Annotated in this window: 18 protein-coding genes; 4 read left to right on the top strand and 14 right to left on the bottom strand. The window is 74.9% G+C overall.

Features of this window, described 5'->3' with window-relative positions; genetic code table 11:
* The first annotated feature begins 1 nt into the window (after position 1).
* The gene (locus tag O2W14_RS01765) at positions 2–1,588 is read left to right on the top strand and encodes an FAD-dependent monooxygenase (RefSeq protein WP_269174370.1); all 1,587 of its coding nucleotides are present in this window, start codon (positions 2–4) and stop codon (positions 1,586–1,588) included.
* 13 nt (positions 1,589–1,601) lie between these two features.
* Here the strand turns inward: O2W14_RS01765 and O2W14_RS01760 are convergent, their stop codons facing one another.
* From O2W14_RS01760 to O2W14_RS01705, 12 genes are all read right to left on the bottom strand, one after another.
* The gene (locus tag O2W14_RS01760; RefSeq protein WP_269174369.1) at positions 1,602–3,002 is read right to left on the bottom strand and encodes a bifunctional 3-(3-hydroxy-phenyl)propionate/3-hydroxycinnamic acid hydroxylase; all 1,401 of its coding nucleotides are present in this window, start codon (positions 3,000–3,002) and stop codon (positions 1,602–1,604) included.
* Positions 2,999–3,649, bottom strand: a complete 651-nt coding sequence (locus O2W14_RS01755) for a TetR/AcrR family transcriptional regulator (RefSeq protein ID WP_269174368.1) — start codon at positions 3,647–3,649, stop codon at positions 2,999–3,001. Before O2W14_RS01755 ends, O2W14_RS01760 begins: the two co-directional genes overlap by 4 nt.
* 17 nt (positions 3,650–3,666) lie before the next feature.
* Positions 3,667–4,554 carry an NmrA family NAD(P)-binding protein gene (locus O2W14_RS01750; protein ID WP_269174367.1) on the bottom strand — a complete coding sequence of 296 codons (888 nt, stop codon included), beginning with the start codon at positions 4,552–4,554 and terminating at the stop codon, positions 3,667–3,669.
* A gap of 153 nt (positions 4,555–4,707) precedes the next feature.
* Positions 4,708–5,463, bottom strand: a complete 756-nt coding sequence (locus O2W14_RS01745; RefSeq protein ID WP_269174366.1) for a hypothetical protein — start codon at positions 5,461–5,463, stop codon at positions 4,708–4,710.
* A gap of 203 nt (positions 5,464–5,666) precedes the next feature.
* Positions 5,667–6,026 (bottom strand): hypothetical protein, encoded by a 360-nt coding sequence (locus O2W14_RS01740; protein ID WP_269174365.1) that lies wholly within the window; start codon positions 6,024–6,026, stop codon positions 5,667–5,669.
* Between the two features lie 31 nt (positions 6,027–6,057).
* Entirely contained in the window at positions 6,058–7,353 is a 1,296-nt protein-coding gene (locus O2W14_RS01735; RefSeq protein WP_269174364.1) for an MFS transporter, read from the bottom strand.
* Positions 7,354–7,362: 9 nt separating this feature from the next.
* Entirely contained in the window at positions 7,363–7,935 is a 573-nt protein-coding gene (locus O2W14_RS01730; RefSeq protein WP_269174363.1) for an MOSC domain-containing protein, read from the bottom strand.
* An 11-nt stretch (positions 7,936–7,946) separates the two neighbouring features.
* A complete protein-coding gene (locus O2W14_RS01725; protein ID WP_269174362.1) occupies positions 7,947–8,219 on the bottom strand; it encodes a hypothetical protein in 273 nt (90 codons plus the stop codon).
* Between the two features lie 124 nt (positions 8,220–8,343).
* On the bottom strand, positions 8,344–9,387 hold the full coding sequence (locus tag O2W14_RS01720; RefSeq protein ID WP_269174361.1) for an NAD(P)-dependent alcohol dehydrogenase: 1,044 nt from the start codon (positions 9,385–9,387) through the stop codon (positions 8,344–8,346).
* Positions 9,388–9,568: 181 nt separating this feature from the next.
* A complete protein-coding gene (locus tag O2W14_RS01715) occupies positions 9,569–11,278 on the bottom strand; it encodes an ATP-binding protein (protein ID WP_269174360.1) in 1,710 nt (569 codons plus the stop codon).
* The gene (locus O2W14_RS01710; RefSeq protein ID WP_269174359.1) at positions 11,278–13,308 is read right to left on the bottom strand and encodes a PAS domain-containing sensor histidine kinase; all 2,031 of its coding nucleotides are present in this window, start codon (positions 13,306–13,308) and stop codon (positions 11,278–11,280) included. Before O2W14_RS01710 ends, O2W14_RS01715 begins: the two co-directional genes overlap by 1 nt.
* A complete protein-coding gene (locus O2W14_RS01705) occupies positions 13,305–14,483 on the bottom strand; it encodes an HD domain-containing phosphohydrolase (RefSeq protein ID WP_269174358.1) in 1,179 nt (392 codons plus the stop codon). Before O2W14_RS01705 ends, O2W14_RS01710 begins: the two co-directional genes overlap by 4 nt.
* Before the next feature lie 143 nt (positions 14,484–14,626).
* Between O2W14_RS01705 and O2W14_RS01700 the strand changes: the two genes are divergently transcribed.
* The gene (locus O2W14_RS01700; protein WP_269174357.1) at positions 14,627–15,904 is read left to right on the top strand and encodes a M18 family aminopeptidase; all 1,278 of its coding nucleotides are present in this window, start codon (positions 14,627–14,629) and stop codon (positions 15,902–15,904) included.
* A 5-nt stretch (positions 15,905–15,909) separates the two neighbouring features.
* Here O2W14_RS01700 and O2W14_RS01695 read toward each other — a convergent pair whose 3' ends face one another.
* The gene (locus O2W14_RS01695) at positions 15,910–16,293 is read right to left on the bottom strand and encodes a hypothetical protein (protein WP_269174356.1); all 384 of its coding nucleotides are present in this window, start codon (positions 16,291–16,293) and stop codon (positions 15,910–15,912) included.
* A gap of 180 nt (positions 16,294–16,473) precedes the next feature.
* On the opposite strand from O2W14_RS01695, the gene O2W14_RS01690 reads away from it, so the two are divergent.
* Positions 16,474–17,841, top strand: coding sequence for a glucose-6-phosphate dehydrogenase (locus tag O2W14_RS01690; RefSeq protein WP_269174355.1), 1,368 nt, complete (start codon positions 16,474–16,476; stop codon positions 17,839–17,841).
* A gap of 69 nt (positions 17,842–17,910) precedes the next feature.
* On the top strand, positions 17,911–18,642 hold the full coding sequence (locus O2W14_RS01685; protein WP_269174354.1) for a GAF and ANTAR domain-containing protein: 732 nt from the start codon (positions 17,911–17,913) through the stop codon (positions 18,640–18,642).
* Between the two features lies 1 nt (position 18,643).
* On the opposite strand, the gene O2W14_RS01680 is transcribed toward O2W14_RS01685, so the two are convergent.
* Entirely contained in the window at positions 18,644–18,832 is a 189-nt protein-coding gene (locus O2W14_RS01680; protein WP_269174353.1) for a hypothetical protein, read from the bottom strand.
* Positions 18,833–18,853 lie beyond the last annotated feature (21 nt).

Below are 18,853 nucleotides of genomic sequence, written 5' to 3'. Positions count from 1 at the left end.
GGTGACCGGCCGGTCGGAGGCCGGCCAGGTCGTCGTCGTCGGCGGCGGCCCGGTCGGCACGGGGCTGGCCATCGGGCTGGGCCGGCTGGGCGTCCGCTGCGTCGTCCTGGAGCGGCGGGCCGACCCGCAGCCGGTGCCCAAGGGCCAGAACCTGACCCAGCGGACCATGGAGCACATGCGCGCCTGGGGCGTGGAGGAGCGCATCCGGGCCGCCCGCACCGTCCCGCTGGAGCACGGTGCCCGGGGGCTGACCGCCTACGGCACGCTGCTCGGGGAGCACACCCACGAGTGGCTGCGCCGCAGCGCCGTCCGCCGGTTCTACGCCACCGAGAACGAGCGGCTGCCGCAGTACGCCACCGAGCGGGTGCTGCGTGAGCGGGTGGCGGAGCTGCCCACCGTCTCGGTCCACCACGGCTGGCGGGTGGAGGAGGTGGGCCAGCACGAGGGCGGGGTGCTGGTGCGCGCCCGCGACGACGCCGGGGAGCTGCTGGAGGTGGCGGCCGAGCACGCGGTCGGCTGCGACGGCAGCCGGTCCGTGGTCCGGGAGGCAGCCGGCATCACCCAGGCCGGGACCGACCACGAGCAGCTGATGGTCCTGCTGGTGTTCCGCTCGACCCGGCTCGACGAGCTGGTCGAGCGGCACCCGGGCACGTCGTTCTTCAACGTGCTGCACCCGGACCTGCAGGGCTACTGGCAGTTCCTCGGCCGCGTCGACGCCCAGGGCACGTGGTTCTTCCACGCCCCGGTGGCCTCCCAGGCCGCCGACCGGTCGGCGGACTTCCGGCCACTGCTGTGGCGGGCGGTCGGAGCGGAGTTCGACGTCGAGGTCGAGCACGTCGGCTTCTGGGACATGCGGTTCGCCCTCGCCGACCGGTACCGGGAGGGCCGGCTGCTCATCGCCGGCGACGCCGCGCACAGCCACCCGCCCTACGGCGGCTACGGCATCAACACCGGGTTCGAGGACGCCGCGAACCTGTCCTGGAAACTGGCGGCCACCCTGGCGGGCTGGGGCGGGCCGCACCTGCTGGACTCCTACGACGCGGAGCGGCGGGCCGTGTTCGCCTCCACCCGGGACGACTTCATCGCCCGCTCCATCCAGGTCGACCGGGACTTCCTCGCCACGTTCGACCCCGACGTCGACCGGGCGGCCTTCGAGGCGGCGTGGGACCAGCGGGCGGCGGCCGCCGCGGCCGAGGTGGCGACCTTCGAGCCGCACTACGAGGGCTCCCCGATCACGGCCGGGCCCGGCGGGGGGCACCCCGGCGCCCGCGGCCGGCACGAGACGCGGGCCCGCCCCGGGCACCACCTCGCCGCGCAGCCCGAGGGGACCGACGCCGACCTGTTCGACCGGCTGACCGGGGAGGGGTTCGTGCTGCTGCGTGCCGGGGCCGGCGGGGACGACCTGGTCACCGCCGCCGCACGGGCCGGGGTCCCGCTGCGGGTCGTCGACGTCCCCGGGGACGTGCGGGACTCCTACGGCGCGGACCTCGTGCTGGTGCGCCCCGACCAGTTCGTCGCGTGGGCCGGGGACCGGTGCACCGACGCCGGGGCCGTCCTCGCCACCGCCACGGGGCACGCCGTCGCCTGAGCGCGGGCGGCCCTCAGGCGACGGCGGCCACGACCCGGTCCGGGCGCACCAGCACCGACCGGCGCCCGAGCCAGCGGACCAGCTCCGGCGACCCCAACTCCGCCACCGGGAGCACCCGTCCGGACCAGCTCGGGGGCACCGGCCCGCCGGCGGTGAGCACCGCCCAGCCCGGGCCCAGCAGGTCGTCCAGCCGTCGTCCACCGGCGACCGGCGGCTGGGGCAGCAGCCCGCCGACCGGCGACCCGGGCGCCACCCGCCGACGGCGCACCAGCGGGCCGGGGCGCAGCGGTGGGGTGCGGCTGGAGGAGGCGAACGCGGCCAGCCGCGGCACCCGGCGCACCCCGGCCAGCACGGTCCGGCGCACCCAGCTCGCCCGCGCGCCCCCGCCGGTCATCAGCCGGCCCAGCAGCACGGCGAGCCGGATCATCGCGGTGGCGTGCGGGGCGCGCTCGGCCTGGTGGGTGTCCAGCAGGGCGTCGTCGGCGCCGCCCAGCACCTCGGCGAGCTTCCAGGTCAGCTGGTGGACGTCGCGCAGCCCCAGGCCCAGCCCCTGCCCGATGAACGGCGGGGTGAGGTGGGCGGCGTCCCCGCACAGCAGCACCCGGCCGCTGCGCCAGCGGTCGGCCACCCGGGCGGCGAAGGTGTACTCGGCGGCGCGCAGCACGGTGCAGCCGGCCGCACCGAAGCGCGCCAGCAGCGCGGGCAGGTCGAGGTCGGCCGGGGTCTCCCCCGCGGCCAGCCGGAACTCCGCCCGGTAGCGGTCACCGGCGACGGGCATGAAGGTGGCCGGCCGGACCGGGTCGCAGACCTGGTGCACGCCGGGCCAGACGTCCAAGGGCGCATCGGCGACCAGGTCGACCACCAGCCAGCGCTCGGACGGTCCGAGGTCGCGCATCCACGACCCGATCAGCCGCCGCACCGTGCTGTTGGCCCCGTCGCAGCCCAGCACGGCGTCGGCGACCAGCACCTCCTCGGCACAGGTGACCCGGTCGGCCACGGTGAGCCGGACCGGTCCGGCGTGCTGGGCCAGGTGCACCAGCTCGACCCCGCCGCGCAGCCGGGCGCGGGGCTCGGCGGCCAGCGCCGTGCGCAGCACCGCCTCCAGGTCGGGCTGGCTGAACATCGACGCCTGCGGCCAGCCGTGCTCCCCGGCCCCGCGGCCGAACTCGGCGAGCGTGCGGTGGTCGCCGTCCAGCAGCCGCAGCCCGGCCATCGGCCGGCTGACCGCGGTGAACGCCTCGGCCACCCCGGCGGCCTGCAGCACCCGCAGCGCCTCGTCGTCCAGGTGCACGGCGCGCGGCTCGGGCCAGGGCTCCTCGTGCCGGTCCAGCACCAGGACGTCGACGCCCCGGCGGGCCAGCAGCAGCGCCGCGGTCACCCCGACCGGACCAGCGCCGACCACGACCACGGTCACGCCGGCCGGCCCTTCCAGTGGGTGAAGACCTGCTCGAGCTGTCCGGGGTCCAGCGGCTGCCCGGGCAGCGACCCGTCGGCGCCGGGGCGGAAGCCGTCCATCACCAGGGCCAGCACCCGGCGCCACTGGTCGGGGGCGACCCCGCGGGCGCGGTCCAGCACCGCGCCGACCAGGACGGGCACGAGGGCGACGTCGGCCACCTCGACGTCGGCGCGCACCTGGCCCAGCTCCTTGGCGCGGGACAGCAGGTCACCGACCACCGGGCTGATCCGCTCGGTCGCCCGCACGGCCAGCGAGGCGGCCTGCGGACCGAGCAGGTACTCGTGCAGCCCGCGGTCCTCGGCCTGCATCTGCAGCATCGCCTCCAGGAAGGTGGTCAGCCCCCGCCACGGGTCGGCCCGGGCGCCCGCGGTCTCGGCCAGCTGGACGACCTGCTCCACCTGGTCCTCGAAGAGGGCGAGCAGCAGGTCCTCCTTGCGCGGGAACCGCCGGTAGACGGTGCCCACCCCGACCCCGGCGGCCCGGGCCACCTCGTCGTGGCTCACCGCCAGGCCGGTCTCGGAGAACAGCCGCCGGGCAGCGGTGAGGACCCGCTGCCGGTTGCGCTCGGCGTCCCGCCGCAACCGGGTGGGGCCCTGGTCGTCCACGTCGTGCTCCCGGGGGGTCAGCGGGCCGCGAGGACCTCGGCCGCCGACGTCCAGTGCCGGACGCCGTACCGGTCGTTGTCGACGGACTGGAGCGTGCCGTCGCCGCTGAACATGCTGTCGAAGTACTGCATGCCCTGCCAGGCCGGGTAGAGGGCCTCGCGGTCGCGGGAGGCCAGCTTGCCGATCCGGGCCATCGTGCGCAGGAAGCCGATGCCGCCGGCGTACTGCGGCCTGTACGTCTCGCCGGTCAGCTCGGTCATCGTGTGAGCGAGGTCGCGGGAGGACACCGTGCTGCCGGCCACCTCCAGGAAGCGCGGCGTGGTGGGGTCCAGCGCGACGTCGGCGGTGAACGCGGCGGCGTCGTCCTTGGTGGTGAAGTCCAGCGGCTGGTCGGCGTCGTGCCAGTAGAGGACCCGGCCGCGGCCGAAGAGCACCAGCGGGGCCTGGCCGGTGAGCATGTCGGCGAAGGCGCCCACCAGCACCGACGTCGCCTGCAGCGGCGCGGCGTCCAGGCGGGTCATGAACTCCCGGCGCAGCTCGAGGTTGCGGTTGGTGCCGGCCGGCAGCCGCCGGTAGTCGGCGGAGTAGTCCGACGGGACGAACCGCGGGACGCCGGCGGAGACGGCGGCGGTGAGCAGCTGGGTCTGGGCGTCGAGGACGACCGGCCGCAGCCCGCTGAGGGCGGAGACGACGACGTCGGCGCCGGTCGCGGCGGCCTGCAGCGCGGCGGCGTCGGTGTAGTCGGCGGCCACCACCTGCAGGCCGAGGGACTCCAGGTGCGCGGTCTTGGCCACCGACGCCCCGGGCCTGGTCAGGGCGCGCACGGTGGCGCCGCGGGTGACCAGCGCCGTCGCGATGCGCTCGCCCAGGTCGCCGCTGGCGCCGGCCAGCAGGACGGTGGGCATCAGCGGGCAGCCCGGCTGCTCGGGCGGGTCACGGCGGACGTGGACGAGCTGCTCCGGTTCACCGGGCCACCGTAACACCAAGCGGAGAGCCCGCTCCGCTTCCGTGCCCGTCCCGCACGCGCCCCGGCACCGGGGCGCGTGCGGGAGGTCTGGTCAGGCGCCGAGGTCGCTGAGGTCCAGCGCGTCGGTCGGTGCGACGATCTCGACCGTCTCGCCGAACCCGTCGATGGTCACCGACTCGGCGTCCGCGCCGGTGGTCGTGGTCCTGAGCGGGTACTGCGGGTCCCCGGCGGCCACGTACACCTCGTTGCCGCCCTCCTGCGTCACGACCAGCACGTCCTGACCGTCGAGCTGCTCGGTCCGCACCTCGTCCTGGTAGGCACCGTCGCTGGGGTTGCGGAGCTCCTCGGCGAGACCGGCCAGGGTCACCTCGGCGAAGTCCGCGGCCTGCTCGGCGGGCACGACGACCCACCGGCCGTCCAGCATGGCGACGGCCTCGGCGGGGGCGCCGGAGGAGGTCCAGAAGTCGGCGCCGGCCTGGAGGTAGCTGACCCCACCCACGGAGAGCACCTGGACCGTCTGGTCACCGATGGTGATGCTCCCCGACACGTCCTCGCCCTGCAGCTGCAGGTCCAGGCTCTGCGCCTCGGCGCCGGTGCCGACGGTGCCCGACGCGTGCGCCGAGCCGGCCTGCTCCAGCGCGTCGGCCGCCGCGGCGGCGACCTCGCTGCCGGTGCGCGACTCGCTGCTGGGGGCGGCCGACGAGCTGGGGGCCGAGCTGGCGGCCGAGGACGTCGCGGCGGCCGCCGGCGCCTCGTCCGAGCCGCCGCAGCCGGCGAGCAGCAGGGCCGCGAGGCCGGCGGTGAGCCCGCCGGCGAGTCGGGTGCCGAGCCGGTGTTCGATGCGCATGGTTCTCCGTCCGTGGGACCGGCGACGCGCTCCTCGCGTCCCGGCGCGCACAGCATGCGCACAAGCCCACACTCCGCGTCCACCGTGCTCACTCGGGCGTGTCGGGTGCACACGTGCAGGTGGACGACCCACGACGACGGGGTCACGGACGGCGCGGCACGCTCCCGGCCGTCGTCGTGGTCCGCACCCGGGGCCTGCAGCGGTCAGCGGCCGGCGCGCTCGTCCAGCACGCCCGCGGTCAGGCAGACCAGCCCCCAGACGGCGGCCGAGGCGCTGACCAGTCCGCGCCGCCGCTCCCCCGCCAGGGCGACGGCGAGCGCCGCGGCGTCGGTGAGGTCGGCGGCCACCCGCCCGGCGACCGCGCGCCGGCGCAGCCGCCCGGCCGGCGCCGTCGCCAGCGCCACCCCGAGGACGACGTCGCGGGCGCAGACCATCCGCACCAGCGCGCGGCTGGAGGCGGTGACGTCGAGCCCGCAGGGCACCAGCAGCGCGGCAGGTGCCACCAGCACGGCGGCGGAGAAGGCAGCGGTGGCGGTACCGGCGAGGGCGGTCAGCGTGGGCACGGGCACTCCTGGTGGTCGGGGTCGGTGGTCGTCAGGGCCGGGCGGGCCGGGAGCGCAGCGCGATCAGCCCGGCGACCACCATCAGCACCGCGACCACCCACATCCCGGTGCGGAAGCTGCCGGTCAGGTCCTCCAGCCAGCCGGTCACGTACGGGGCGGCGAACCCGGCGAGGTTGCCGAAGGAGTTGACCAGCGCGATGCCGGCGGCGGCGCCGACCCCGGTGAGCAGCCGGGTGGGCAGGGTCCAGAACACCGGGATCGCGGCGTAGATGCCGACCGCGCAGACGGTGATGCAGGCCATCACCGCCAGCGGTGAGTCCATGTACAGCGCGGCGGCGATCCCGGCGGCGCCCACGAACACCGCGACCGCGACGTGCCCCTCCCGCTCGCCGGTCCGGTCGGAGTGCCGGGCCCACAGCACCATCGCGACGGCGGCGAACGCGTAGGGGACGGCGGTGACCAGCCCGACCTGCAGCAGCGAGAACGTCGTCCCGAACTGCTCCTGGAAGCCGCGGATCACCTGCGGCAGGAAGAAGGCCAGCACGTAGAGGCCGAAGACGATGCCGAAGTAGACGCCGCTCAGCGCGAGCACCCGCGGGTCGGTGAGCGCCTGCCGGGTGGGCACCTCGCGGCCCACCGCCTCGGCGTCCTCGGCGGCCAGGTGCGCCTCCAGCGCGGCCCCCTCGGCGGGGGTCAGCCAGCGCGCCCTCGTGGGCCGGTCGGGGAGCAGGAACAGCACGACCACGCCGAGGACGACGGCGGGCAGCCCCTCGACGAAGAACATGAACCGCCAGCCCGCGTCGAAGCCCAGCAGCCCCTCGCCGTGCTGGATGAGCAGCGTGGACAGCGGGCTGCCGATCACCGACGACAGCGGCACCGCCAGGAAGGTGAGCGCGACGATGCGGGCGCGCTCGGGCCGCGGGAACCAGTAGGTGAGGTACAGCAGCACGCCCGGGAAGAAGCCGGCCTCCGCGATGCCCAGCAGCACCCGCACGACGTAGAAGCTGAGCTCGCCCTGCACGAACGCCGTGGCCGAGGCGACCAGGCCCCAGGTGACCATGATCCGGGCGATCCACAGCCGGGCCCCGACCCGGTGCAGCACGATGTTGCTGGGCACCTCGAACACGAAGTAGCCGATGAAGAACAGCCCCGCGCCCAGCCCGTAGGCCGCCGAGCTCAGCCCGAGGTCGGCGTTCATGTTCAGCGCGGCGAAGCCGACGTTGACCCGGTCCAGGTAGTTGACCAGGTAGAGCAGCACCAGCAGCGGCAGCAGCCGGCGGGCGGCCTTGCGCACGACGCGACGGTCGACCTGGCTCACCTCGGACACGCGGGGACCCTATGCGGGGCGGCGGGCCGCCGGCCGCACGGCCGCACCGGCGCGGGCGGCGTCCAGCGGGACGGCGGAGCGCAGCACGGCCGGCCCCAGCCGCAGGACGCCGTCGGTGCGGGGCCGGCAGCGCACGCCGCCGCGGCCGCGCATCCCGCGGTGCGCGCCGGGGCCGAGCACCAGGTCCATCCACGCGCACGGGTTGGCCGGCCGCCCGCCGTCCAGGTGCACCTCCCCCGCGCCGCAGTCCAGGCTGAACGACTGACCGCGCAGCGCCTCGACCTCGGCGCCGCGCAGGACGACGTTGCGCCGGGCCGCCAGCGGGTCCCACGGTCCGCTGCCCAGCTCGGTGGCCAGCTCCTCCAGCGACTCGACGGCGAGCACGGTCACCGAGGCGTCGCGGTGGGCGGGCCGGGCGAAGTAGCGGTCGCCCACGACGCCGAGGTCGGCCCGCACCTCGATGCTCTCCTGCGACTCCACGGGCAGCGCCGCCGTCCCGGCGTCCGGGCGGCCGTCGTAGCGGTGCACCGGCGCGGCGAGCAGCCCGACGACCTCGACGTCGTGGTGGAACGGCAGCTCCACCACCTCGCCGGTCAGTCGGCGGTCTCCATCGACTCGAGGTAGTCGTCGTAGCCGGCGATGACGTCCTCCAGGTCGATGACCTCGGGGAAGTCGGCCACCTCCTGGTGCTTGCGCAGGAACAGCACGGTGCGCCGCACGACGTCCTCCTCGTCGTCGCTGCCCAGCCGGTCCATCACCTCGGGGGAGACGGTCACGAAGGTGCGGACGTCCTCCAGCTCGCTGGGCTGCACCACCAGGTAGGAGTTCTCGCCCTGTGCGTCGATCTCGATGTCGTCGTCGGCCATGCCCCCGCCCTACCCGCACCGGCCAGCACAAACGCCCGTCCGGACGTGACGAGGGGGACGTCACCGGCCGGTGACGTCCCCCTCGCGTGCCGGTCGGGTCAGCCGGCCATCGTGGCTGTGCTCATCAGGCCATCGTCGCGATGTCGATGACGAAGCGGTAGCGCACGTCGCTGGCCACGACCCGCTCGTAGGCCTCGTCGATCCGGTCGGCGGAGATGACCTCGATCTCGGAGCCCACGCCGTGCTCGGCGCAGAAGTCCAGCATCTCCTGGGTCTCGCGGATGCCGCCGATCATCGAGCCGGCCAGGCTGCGGCGGCCGCCGAGCAGCGGGAACGCCGGCACCTGCAGCGGCTGCTCGGGCAGACCGACGTTGACCAGCGCGCCGTCCAGCTTGAGCAGGCCCAGGTAGTCGCCCATGTCCACGTTCGCCGAGATCGTGGAGATGATCAGGTCGAAGGTGTTGGCCTGCGAGGTGAAGGTGTCGGGGTCGCTGGTGGCGAAGTAGGCGCTGGCGCCCAGGCGCAGCCCGTCCTCCTGCTTCTTCAGCGACTGGCTGAGCACGACGACCTCCGCGCCCATGGCCGCGGCGATCTTGACGCCGACGTGGCCGAGCCCGCCGAGGCCGACGATGCCGACCCGCTTGCCCGGGCCCGCGTTCCAGTGCCGCAGCGGGGAGTAGAGCGTGATCCCGGCGCAGAGCAGCGGGGCCGCGGCGTCGAGGGCGATGCCCTCGGGGATGTGCAGCGTGTACTCCTCGTCGACGACGATCTTCTCGGAGTAGCCGCCCTCGGTGGGCCGGCCGTCCTTGCCGATGGCGCCGTAGGTGTCGGTGAAGCCCTTGAGGCAGTACTGCTCCTCGCCGGCCAGGCAGTGCTCGCACTCGCGGCAGGAGTCGACCATGCAGCCCACGCCGGCGCGGTCGCCGACGGCGAACTTCGTGACCTCGGAGCCGACGGCGGAGACGGTGCCGGCGATCTCGTGACCGGGGGTGAGCGGGAAGAGGGTCTCGCCCCACTCGCCGCGGGCGGTGTGGATGTCGGAGTGGCAGATGCCGGCGAACGCGACGTCGATGAGCACGTCGTGCGGGCCCAGGTCGCGGCGCTCGATGGTGGTCGCCGTGAAGGGCGCTCCGGAGGAGGCGGTGGAACGGGCGTTGACGGTCAGCACGTGGTGGTTCTCCAGGGATGTCGAGAGGGGGACGTGGAGCGGTCCGGCGCACCCAGGACACGGGTCCGTGCGCCACGACGCGGCAGTGTTCCCTCCTCCTTCCCCGCAGGCCCCCACCGCATGCCTGGCGGGTGGCGTGCCCTGCCCCGGCCGCCCGACGGCGACCGGGGCAGGGGACGGTTCAGCCGCCGGCCCCTGCGAGCGCCCGCGGTCCGGCGGACCGCACGCCGGCGATGGGCAGCCGCACCGTCATCGTCGTCCCCACGCCCGGCTCGGTCCGGAACGACAGCGTCCCCCCGTGCCCGTCCTGCACCACCGTGCGCGCCAGCGGCAGCCCCTGCCCGGTGCCGCGGCCGACGGCCTTGGTGGTGAAGAAGGGGTCGAAGACCCGCGAGCGGACCTCCTCCGGGATGCCCACGCCGTCATCGGAGACCGAGACCACCACGTCGGCCCCGTCCCTGACCGTGCGCACCCGGACGACCCCACGCCGGCCGGTCTCCTCGACCGCGTCCGCGGCGTTGACGACCAGGGCGACGAAGGCCTGGTTCAGCTCGGCGACGTCGCACCACACCGGCGGCAGCTCACCGAGCTCCAGCTCCACGTCGGCCACCTGGGCCACCTGGTGCTGGGTCACCGTCACCGCCGCGCTCAACGCCTCGTTCAGGTCCGTCGGCACGTGCTGCCCGTGCCCGGGGTGGCTGAACACCCGCATCGCCCGGACGACGGCGGCCACCCGGTCGATCCCGGCCAGCGTCTGCGCGACGGCGCTGGGCACCTCGGTCTGCAGGAAGCCGATCTCGACGTCCTGCTCCGCGGCGCGCATCGCCGGCAGCAGGTCCGGGCTCCCGCCCGTCGCCGGGTCCTCCAGCGTCTCCCGGTACACCTCCACCAGGCCCATCAGGTCCTCGAACGCCTCGGCCAGGAACCGGGCGTTGTCCCCGACGTACTGCATCGGGGTGTTGATCCCGTGGGCCAGCCCCGCCGACAACCGCTCCAGCGACTCGCGCTGGGACGCCGCGTCCCGGGCCCGGCGGGCCGTGATGTCCCGGCTGCACACGAGGACGTCGAGCACCTGCCCGTCGTCGTCGCGCACCACCGTCCAGGTGGCCTCGACCCACACCCAGTGCTCGTCCCCGTGCAGGACGCGGAACGTCGACTCGCCACCGTCCCCCGCGGCCAGCTGGTCGCGGATGCCCGGCAGGTCGTCCGGGTGGACCAGCTCGGCCCAGTTGCGGCCCAGCACCGTCTCCGGCGACCACCCGAACAGTGCCTGGGCCGCCGGCGACACGAAGGCCAGCGCGCCCGAGGCGTCGTGCCGGCTGATCGCGTCGCGGGTCGCCCCGACCAGCAGCCGGTACATCGCCTCCGACCGCGCCAGCGACGCCTGGGCCTCCTGGACGTGCCGGGTGCGTCGCTCGGCCTGCGCCTGCAGGCTGGCGGCCTCCAGCACCCGGCTGAGCAGGTCGGCCAGCAGGCGCAGCCCCGGGGCACGGGCGAGGAGCTCGTCGGGACGCCGCCCCGGGTCGATGCCGCAGATGGTCCCGAACAGCGTGCCGTCCGCCGCCCGGATCGGCGCGCCGACGTAGGAGCCGATGGTCAGCGTCCGGGCGGCCGTGGTCCCGGCGTACTCCGGCACCGCCATCGCGTCCGGGGCGATCGCCGGTGCCGTGCCCGCGACCATGTGCTGGCACATCGACTCAGACCACGCCACCGAGTCCCCGGCGACCTTGCCGTAGGCGTCGTCCCGGACGGACAGGTACACCTGCCGCCCGTCGACGACCCGGGTGACGGACCAGAACGCCATCGGGACGGTCTGCGCGAGGAAGTCGACCACCTGGTCGGAGGCCTCCTCGAACGGGAGCAGCGCCAGGCCGCTCTCTGGCGACGTCATCACGCACCGCCCTCCGTGTCCGGGCCCCCGTCGGAGGACGACGCGGCGCCGGCGATCGGCAGCCGGATGGTCAGCGTTGTGCCGACGCCGGGTTCGGTGTCCAGGGACAGCGTGCCGCCGTGTCCGTCGGTGACGACCGAGCGCGCCAGCGGCAGCCCCTGCCCGGTGCCGCGTCCGACCTCCTTGGTGGTGAAGAAGGGGTCGAAGACCTTCGCCCGGATGTGCTCGGGGATGCCGCCCCCGGTGTCGCTGACCGAGATCAGCACGTCCGCGCCGTCCACCCTGGTGGCCACCCGGATGAGCCCGTGCCGTCCGGTCTCCTCGATCGCATCGGCGGCGTTGACGATCAGGTTCAGGAACACCTGGTTGAGCTCAGCGATGTTGCACCGCACCGGCGGCAGCTCCCCCAGGTCCAGCTCCAGGTCGGCGACCTGGTGGACCTGGTGCCGGGTCACCGTGACCGTGGCGGTCAGCGCCTCGTTCAGGTCGGCCGGCACGTGCTCGTCGTGCCCGGGGTGGCTGAAGGTCTTCATCGCGCGGACGATCGTGGCGACCCGGTCGATGCCGGCCAGCGTCTGGGTGATGGCGCTGGGCACCTCGCTCTCCAGGTAGTCGATCTCCATGTCCCGCTCCGCCGCCTGCATCGCGGGCAGCCGCTCCGACCAGGGCACCGCCGTCTCGGCGGTCAGCGTCTGCCGGTACAGCGCCACGAGCCCCATCAGGTCCGTGAACGCCTCGGACAGGAACCGGGCGTTGTCCCCGACGTACTGGATCGGGGTGTTGATCTCGTGCGCCAGGCCGGCCGACAGCCGACCCAGGGACTCCAGCTTGGAGTCCTGCTGGGACGCCGCCTCCCGCGCCCGGCGGGCGGTGATGTCCCGGCTGCACACCAGCACCTCGCTCACCCGGCCCCGGTCGTCGCGGATCACCGTGGACGTCGACTCGACCCACACCCAGTGGCCCTCGCGGTGCTGGACCCGGAAGGTCCACTCCCCACCGCTCCCGCCGTCACCGCCCAGCACCTCGACGAAGAGGTCGTCGATGTCCTGCGGGTGCACGAGGTGCGCCAGGTTCCGCCCGATCAGGTCGCCCGGGGTCCAGCCGAACAGCTCCTCGACGGCCGGGGACACGAAGGACATGTCGCCCGAGGGCGTGTGCCGGCTGATCACGTCACGGCTGGCCGCCACCAGCAACCGGTACATCGCCTCCGAGCGGGCCAGCGAGGACTCCGCGCGCCGCAGCGCACTGACGTCCCGCAGGAACGTGTGGAACCGCGATCCCCCGGCCCACGGGACGCGGGCGATGGACGCCTCCAGCTCGGCCTCGGTCCCGTCCCGGCGCATGACGCGCATGTCCTTCACCACGAGGGGGAAGTCCGCGCCGTCCCGGGACACCAGTTCGGCCAGGGGTCCGCGCAGGTCCGGACGGGTCCCGTCGACGACCAGCAGGTCCAGGAAGGAGCGCCCGAGCATCTCCTTCGCCGTCCAGCCGAGGGCCTCCTCGGCCGCCGCGTTCCAGGCGGTGACCGTGCCGTCGGCCTCCGTACCGACGAAGCCGTCGGTGTTGGCGGCCAGCGCCCGGCCGAGGTCGTCCTCGGACGGCGCCGGCTCCACGACGGCGAACTTGACGACGGCCCCGACCACCTCGCCGTCGACGAACACCTGCTGGATGCGCCAGTCGGCGTTCAGGTACGTCCCGTCCGCCCGCCAGAAGCCGCTCTCCGCGCTCGTCGGTGCCGTGCCGCTGCCGGCGGTCGCGATCGCGACCCCCATCGGGCACTCGTGGTAGGGGTAGGGGTTCCCGTCCTCGTGGGTCGCGTGCAGGAGCTCGTGCATGTTCTGCCCCAGGAGCTCCGCCGCCGGGTACCCGAAGAGCCGCTCGGCCGCCGGGTTGACGTACCGGCACCGGCCCTCGAGGTCGAAGGAGTAGATGCCGTCGAGGGAGGCGTCGAACACGGCGCGGTAGGGGCCCGTCGGGGCGAGCGCGTCGGCGACCTCCGCGGCCGTGAGCGTCCGGGCCGGGGCGGTCATGACGGCGCCCCGCCCGTCACGCGCACCGTCGTCCCGATCCGGCCCTGGTCGGAGAAGTTCTCCAGCCGCTGCACCAGCGAGGAGGTGACCTCCATGCCGCGGCCGACCAGCAGCAGGCCGGTGTCGGTGACGACGTCGTCGAACACGACCATGCCCGGGACGAGCTCGTCGACCGTCACGTCGCGCGGGGTGAGGGTGCTGCCGATGTCGTCGTGGGCCCGGGAGAGCGCGTCCAGCACGGCAGGGTCGTAGGCCCCGGCGTCGGAGCGCAGGGTGGCGATGGTGCGCTGCACCGACCGCTGCTGGGACATGCCCCGGTCGAAGTCCAGGGCCACCTTCAGGATCCGGGACGCCAGCGGCAGCTGCTCGCCGACGGGCACACCCAGGCGTGAGCCGACGCCGTCGAACCGGGCGGTCTGCCAGCCGATCGCCTCGGCGACGCCCTCCAGGCGGGGGATGGTGGTCACGAGGTCCCGACTGAGCTGGGGGACGCGGTCGACCATGGCCCGCTCGTCCTCGTCCAGCGGGCGTCCGGCGTCGAGCTTGGCGTGCACCTGCGCCGGCAGCGCCACCGCCCCGAGCAGGGCCAGCTGCGCGGTGATGTGCACCTCCCACGGCTCGTCGAGCGCCAGCGCCTCGGCCACCTCGGTGGCGGTGGTCGAGACCCGCAGCGCCCGCGCGAAGGCCACCGGCTGGGCCAGCGACAGCGTGGCGGCCAGCGCGTCGACGGTCCGGCGCAGCGTGGTGGCCAGCAGCTCCTTCTCCGCCGTGACCAGCCGGTTCAGCTCGACCGCGCTGGTGAGCTCGTCCAGGACGACGTCCGGCGGGCAGGGCTTGGTCAGGAAGCGGTAGATGTTGCCCTCGTTGACCGCGGCGATCGCCGACTGCGTGTCGGCCTGACCGGTGAGCAGGATCCGCACCACGTCCGGGTGCTGGGCCCGCACCCGGGACAGGAACGTGGCGCCGTCCATCTCCGGCATGCGCATGTCCGACACCACGACGGTGACCGGTTCGGTGGCCAGCAGCTCCAGGCCCTCGGCGCCGCTCAGCGCGGTGTGCACGGTGAACTTCTTCCGCAGCTGCCGGCGCAGACCGTCGAGGATGGCCTGCTCGTCGTCGACCAGGAGGATCGACGGGAGGGCGGTCGACGGGCTCGGCGCGGTCGGGGACAGCATGGGGTACCTCTCTCACAGCACGGGGTGCCACTGGGGCAGGTGGTGCTGCCGTTGTCGGCGTGACCGGGGTCTCCCTTGAGCCCAGGCGCCGACGAGCGGGCCCAGACGCGGACAACGTCCCCTCGGCGGGTTGGATGGTCGACATGCCGACCTCCCCCCACCTGGACCTGGGCGACGACCTGCGGGCCTTCGTCGACGCCTCGCCGTCGCCGTTCCACGCGGTCGCCGAGCTCGCCCGCCGGCTGCGCGCCGCCGGGTTCACCGAGCTGGCCGAGGCCGACCGGTGGGCGCTGGCCCCGGGCGGGGAGCACTTCGTCGTCCGGCACGGCAGCCTGATCGCCTTCCGGGTGGGCAGCGCCCCCTCGGCCGAGGCCGGGCTGCGGCTGGTCGGGGCGCACACCGACTCCCCCACGTTCAAGGTCCGGCCGCACTCCGACGTCCGGCAGGCCGGGTACCGGCTGGTCGGCGTCGAGCCCTACGGCGGCGGGCTGTGGCACACCTGGCTGGACCGCGAGCTCACCGTGGCCGGCCGGGTCGCGCTCCGGGGCGGGACGACGGCCCTCGTCCGGCTGCCCGGGGCGCCGCTGCGGCTGCCGTCGCTGGCGATCCACCTCGACCGCAGCGTCCGCGACGGCCTCACCCTGGACCCGCAGCGCGAGCTGGTGCCGGTCTGGTCGAACGACCTGAACTGGCCCGACCTGCTGGAGGGGATCGCCGCCGAGCTCGGCGCCGACCCGCTCGACGTCGTCGGGCACGACCTGGTGCTCGCCGACACCCAGCCCGCCGCGCGGACCGGCGCCGACGGCACCTGGGTCGCCGCGCCCCGCCTCGACGACCTGGCCTGCTGCCACTCCGGGCTGACCGCGCTGCTGGCCGCCCCGGCAGGCCGGCGCACCCAGCTGCTGGTGTGCAACGACCACGAGGAGGTGGGCAGCGGCTCGATGTCCGGCGCCCGCGGCAGCTTCCTCGAGGACGTGATCGGCCGACTGGTCGCGGTGACCGACGCCGGCGACGTCCAGGCGCTGCCCCGCACGATCGCCCGGTCCCGGCTGGTGTCGGCGGACATGGCGCACGCGGTGCACCCGACCCGCTCCGACCGGCACGAGCCCGACCACCGCCCGCAGCTGGGCGGGGGGCCGGTGCTGAAGGTCAACGCCAACCAGGCCTACGCCACCGACGCGGCCTCCAGCGGCTGGTTCGCCGAGCGGGCCGCGGACGCCGGGGTGCCGGTGCAGTGGTTCGTCACCCGGGCCGACCTGCCCTCGGGCAGCACGATCGGCCCGCTGACCGCGACCCGGCTGGGCATCCCGACCGTCGACATCGGCGCCCCGATGCTGGCGATGCACTCCTGCCGTGAGCTGGCCTCGGCCCGCGACGTCCCGCTGATGGTGGGCGCCCTGACGGCCTGCCTGGCCGACTGAGCCGTTCAGCCCGCCTGGCAGACGCCCGGCTCGAGGTCGGCCGGCAGCTCGCCGGCCTCGCACACGGCAGCCCGGTCGGCCGGCTGCCACGCGCCGCCGGCGTACCGGAAGACCTGCACGACCGGCCCGTCGGTCGGCCCGGAGATGCCGATGACCGCCCAGCTGCCCGAGCACACCGGGTCGGTCAGCTGCACGCCCGGCCCCTGGCTCGGCGCGACGGCGGCCAGGACGGCGGCGTCCGGGCAGGCCGGGGCCTCCGCCGCACCGGTGGCGGACGGGGTCGCGGCGGCCGCGGCGGAACTCGCGGCCGACGCGGACGGGACCGCGGTGGACGGCGCCGGCGCGGCGGGCTCGACGTCGGCGGAGCAGCCGGCCAGCAGCGCGATCACCGGCAGGACGAGCGCCGACCGTCGGGACGGGCGGGTGCGGGTGCCCGTGGACCAGCAGCTCCCCGGCCGTGAACGGAGCGCACGGGGGTTGGGGACGCCGCGCGCTGGGCAGGCCCGTGCACGGATCGCGCCTCAGCCTCGGGCACCCGGTTCCTGGACGAGGTGGGACGAACTGTGCGCGTGACCTTCGTGGTGCTGGGCGGGACCGGTGACCTGACCGGGCGCCTGCTGCTGCCGGGCCTGGCCGAGCTGTTCGGGGACGGGGGCGGCGACGGCGTCGACCTGCTCGCGGTCAGCCAGCAGGACTGGTCCGACGACGACTACCGCGACTGGGCACGCGCCCGGCTGGCCGAGCACGCCGGGCACGTCCCGGAGGAGACCCGGGAGCGGCTGGTCGCCCGGCTCGCCCACCACCAGGGCGACGTGACCACCCCGGCCGACCTGACCGAGGCGCTGGGCCGGGTCGATGGTCGGCCAGTCGTCTACCTGGCGCTGCCCAACACCGTCTTCCTGGCCACCCTCGAGGCGCTCACCGGGGTCGACCTGCCCGAGGGGACGACGATCGCGGTGGAGAAGCCCTTCGGCCGGGACGAGGCCGACGCCCGCGCGCTCAACGCCGTCCTGCACCGCCTGGTCCCCGAGCAGCGCACCTTCCGGGTCGACCACTTCCTGGCCATGCAGACCGTGCTCAGCCTGCTGGGGCTCCGTTTCGGCAACCGGCTGTTCGAGCCGATCTGGAACGCCCAGCACGTCGACCGGGTCGAGATCGTCTTCGACGAGCCGCTGGCGCTGGAGGGCCGCGCCCAGTACTACGACACCGCCGGCGCGCTGCGGGACATGCTGCAGAACCACCTGCTCCAGCAGCTGGCGCTCATCGCCATGGAGCCACCGCACGCGATCGACGGGGCCAGCCTGTCCGCCCGCAAGGCCGACGTGCTGCGCGCGGTGCGCCCCCCGGCCGACATGGCCCGGGACACCGTGCGGGCCCGCTACACCGCCGGCACCGTCGAGGGCCGCGAGCTGCCCGACTACGTCACCGAGGACGGCGTCGACCCGGCGCGGGAGACCGAGACCTACGCCGAGTACACGGTGACCATCGACAACTGGCGCTGGGCCGGGGTGCCGTTCCGGCTCCGCACCGGCAAGGCGCTGGGCTCCAGCCGGCAGGAGATCGCCATCTGGTTCAAGCCGGTGCCGCACCTGGCCTTCGGCCGCGGGACCCCGGAGCCGGACGTCCTGCGGATGAGCTTCGACCCCGACCACATCTCCCTGGAGATCAACCTCAACGACGCCGACGACCCCTTCGAGCTCGACCGCCGCGCGCTGGACATCGAGCTGCCGCCGGCGCCGCTGTCGGCCTACGGGCTGCTGCTGAAGGAGATGCTGACCGGCGAGCGCACCCTGTCGATCAGCGACGTCGAGGCCGAGGAGAGCTGGCGGATCGTCGAGCCGATCCTCGCGGCGTGGGCAGCCGGCGAGGTGCCGCTGCAGGAGTACCCGGCCGGCTCGGCGGGCCCGGTACCCGGCGGAGGTGCCGTCGCGCCCTGAGCCGACCGGTCCGCCGGGGACGGCGCCGGGGGCACCGGCCACCGGCCCGTGCGCGCGTAGGTTCGGCACGTGACGAGCGGAGCGCAGGAGACGGGCAGCGCCCAGACCGGGGAGAGCCTCGGCGACGTCTTGAGCCGCGTCGCCCGCGAGCTGCAGCACGAGCACGGGGACGTCGAGGGCACGCTGCAGGGCATCACCCGCGCCGCCGTCGACACCGTCCCCGGCGCCGACGAGTGCGGCATCAGCTACGTGGTCCGCCGGCGCGACGTCCAGCCCCGCGCCTGGACCAGCGACCTGCCCCGGGAGCTCGACGCCCTCCAGGGGACGCTGGGCGAGGGTCCGTGCCTCGACGCGATCTGGGACCACCGGGTGGTCTCGGTGCCCGACGTGGCCGGCGAGGGACGCTGGCCGCAGTTCACCCGTGGGGCGGCGGCCCGCGGCGTCGGCAGCCTGCTGTGCTTCCAGCTCTTCGTCGAGGGCGACGCCCTCGGGGCTCTCAACCTCTACGCGCGCCGCGCGGGCGCCTTCGACGCGGAGTCCGAGGACGTCGGCCAGCTGTTCGCCGCCCACGCCGCGGTGGCGCTGGCGGGGGCCGAGCACGAGTCGAACCTGCGAGCCGGGATGGACCACCGCGACCTCATCGGCCAGGCCAAGGGCATCCTGATGGAGCGGCACCGGCTGACCGCCGTCCAGGCGTTCGACCTGCTCGTCCGGACGTCGTCGCTGACCAACCGCAAGCTGCGGGACGTCGCCGACGAGCTGACCTCGACCGGTCACCTGGCGACCACGGGCGGGGAGTGAGCTACTCCCGCACCACCCAGACCTCGGCCGGGCCCTTCGGGGTGTCGTGCATCTGCGGCGGGGTGGACCGCTCGTACACGCCCAGGTACTGCGGCCCGTCGTAGACCAGGACCGAGGAGAGGACCGCCTCGTCGGGGACGTCGTCGACCTGGCCGTGGCGCGGCCCGCCCCAGTGGAAGATCAGCGGCATGGGGGAACGCTAGCCCGCCAC

This window comes from Modestobacter sp. VKM Ac-2986 (genome assembly GCF_026967795.1).
Lineage (GTDB): Bacteria > Actinomycetota > Actinomycetes > Mycobacteriales > Geodermatophilaceae > Modestobacter.
The sequence above is the reverse complement of the archived record's forward strand: the minus strand, read 5'-3'. Positions and strand labels throughout refer to the sequence as shown.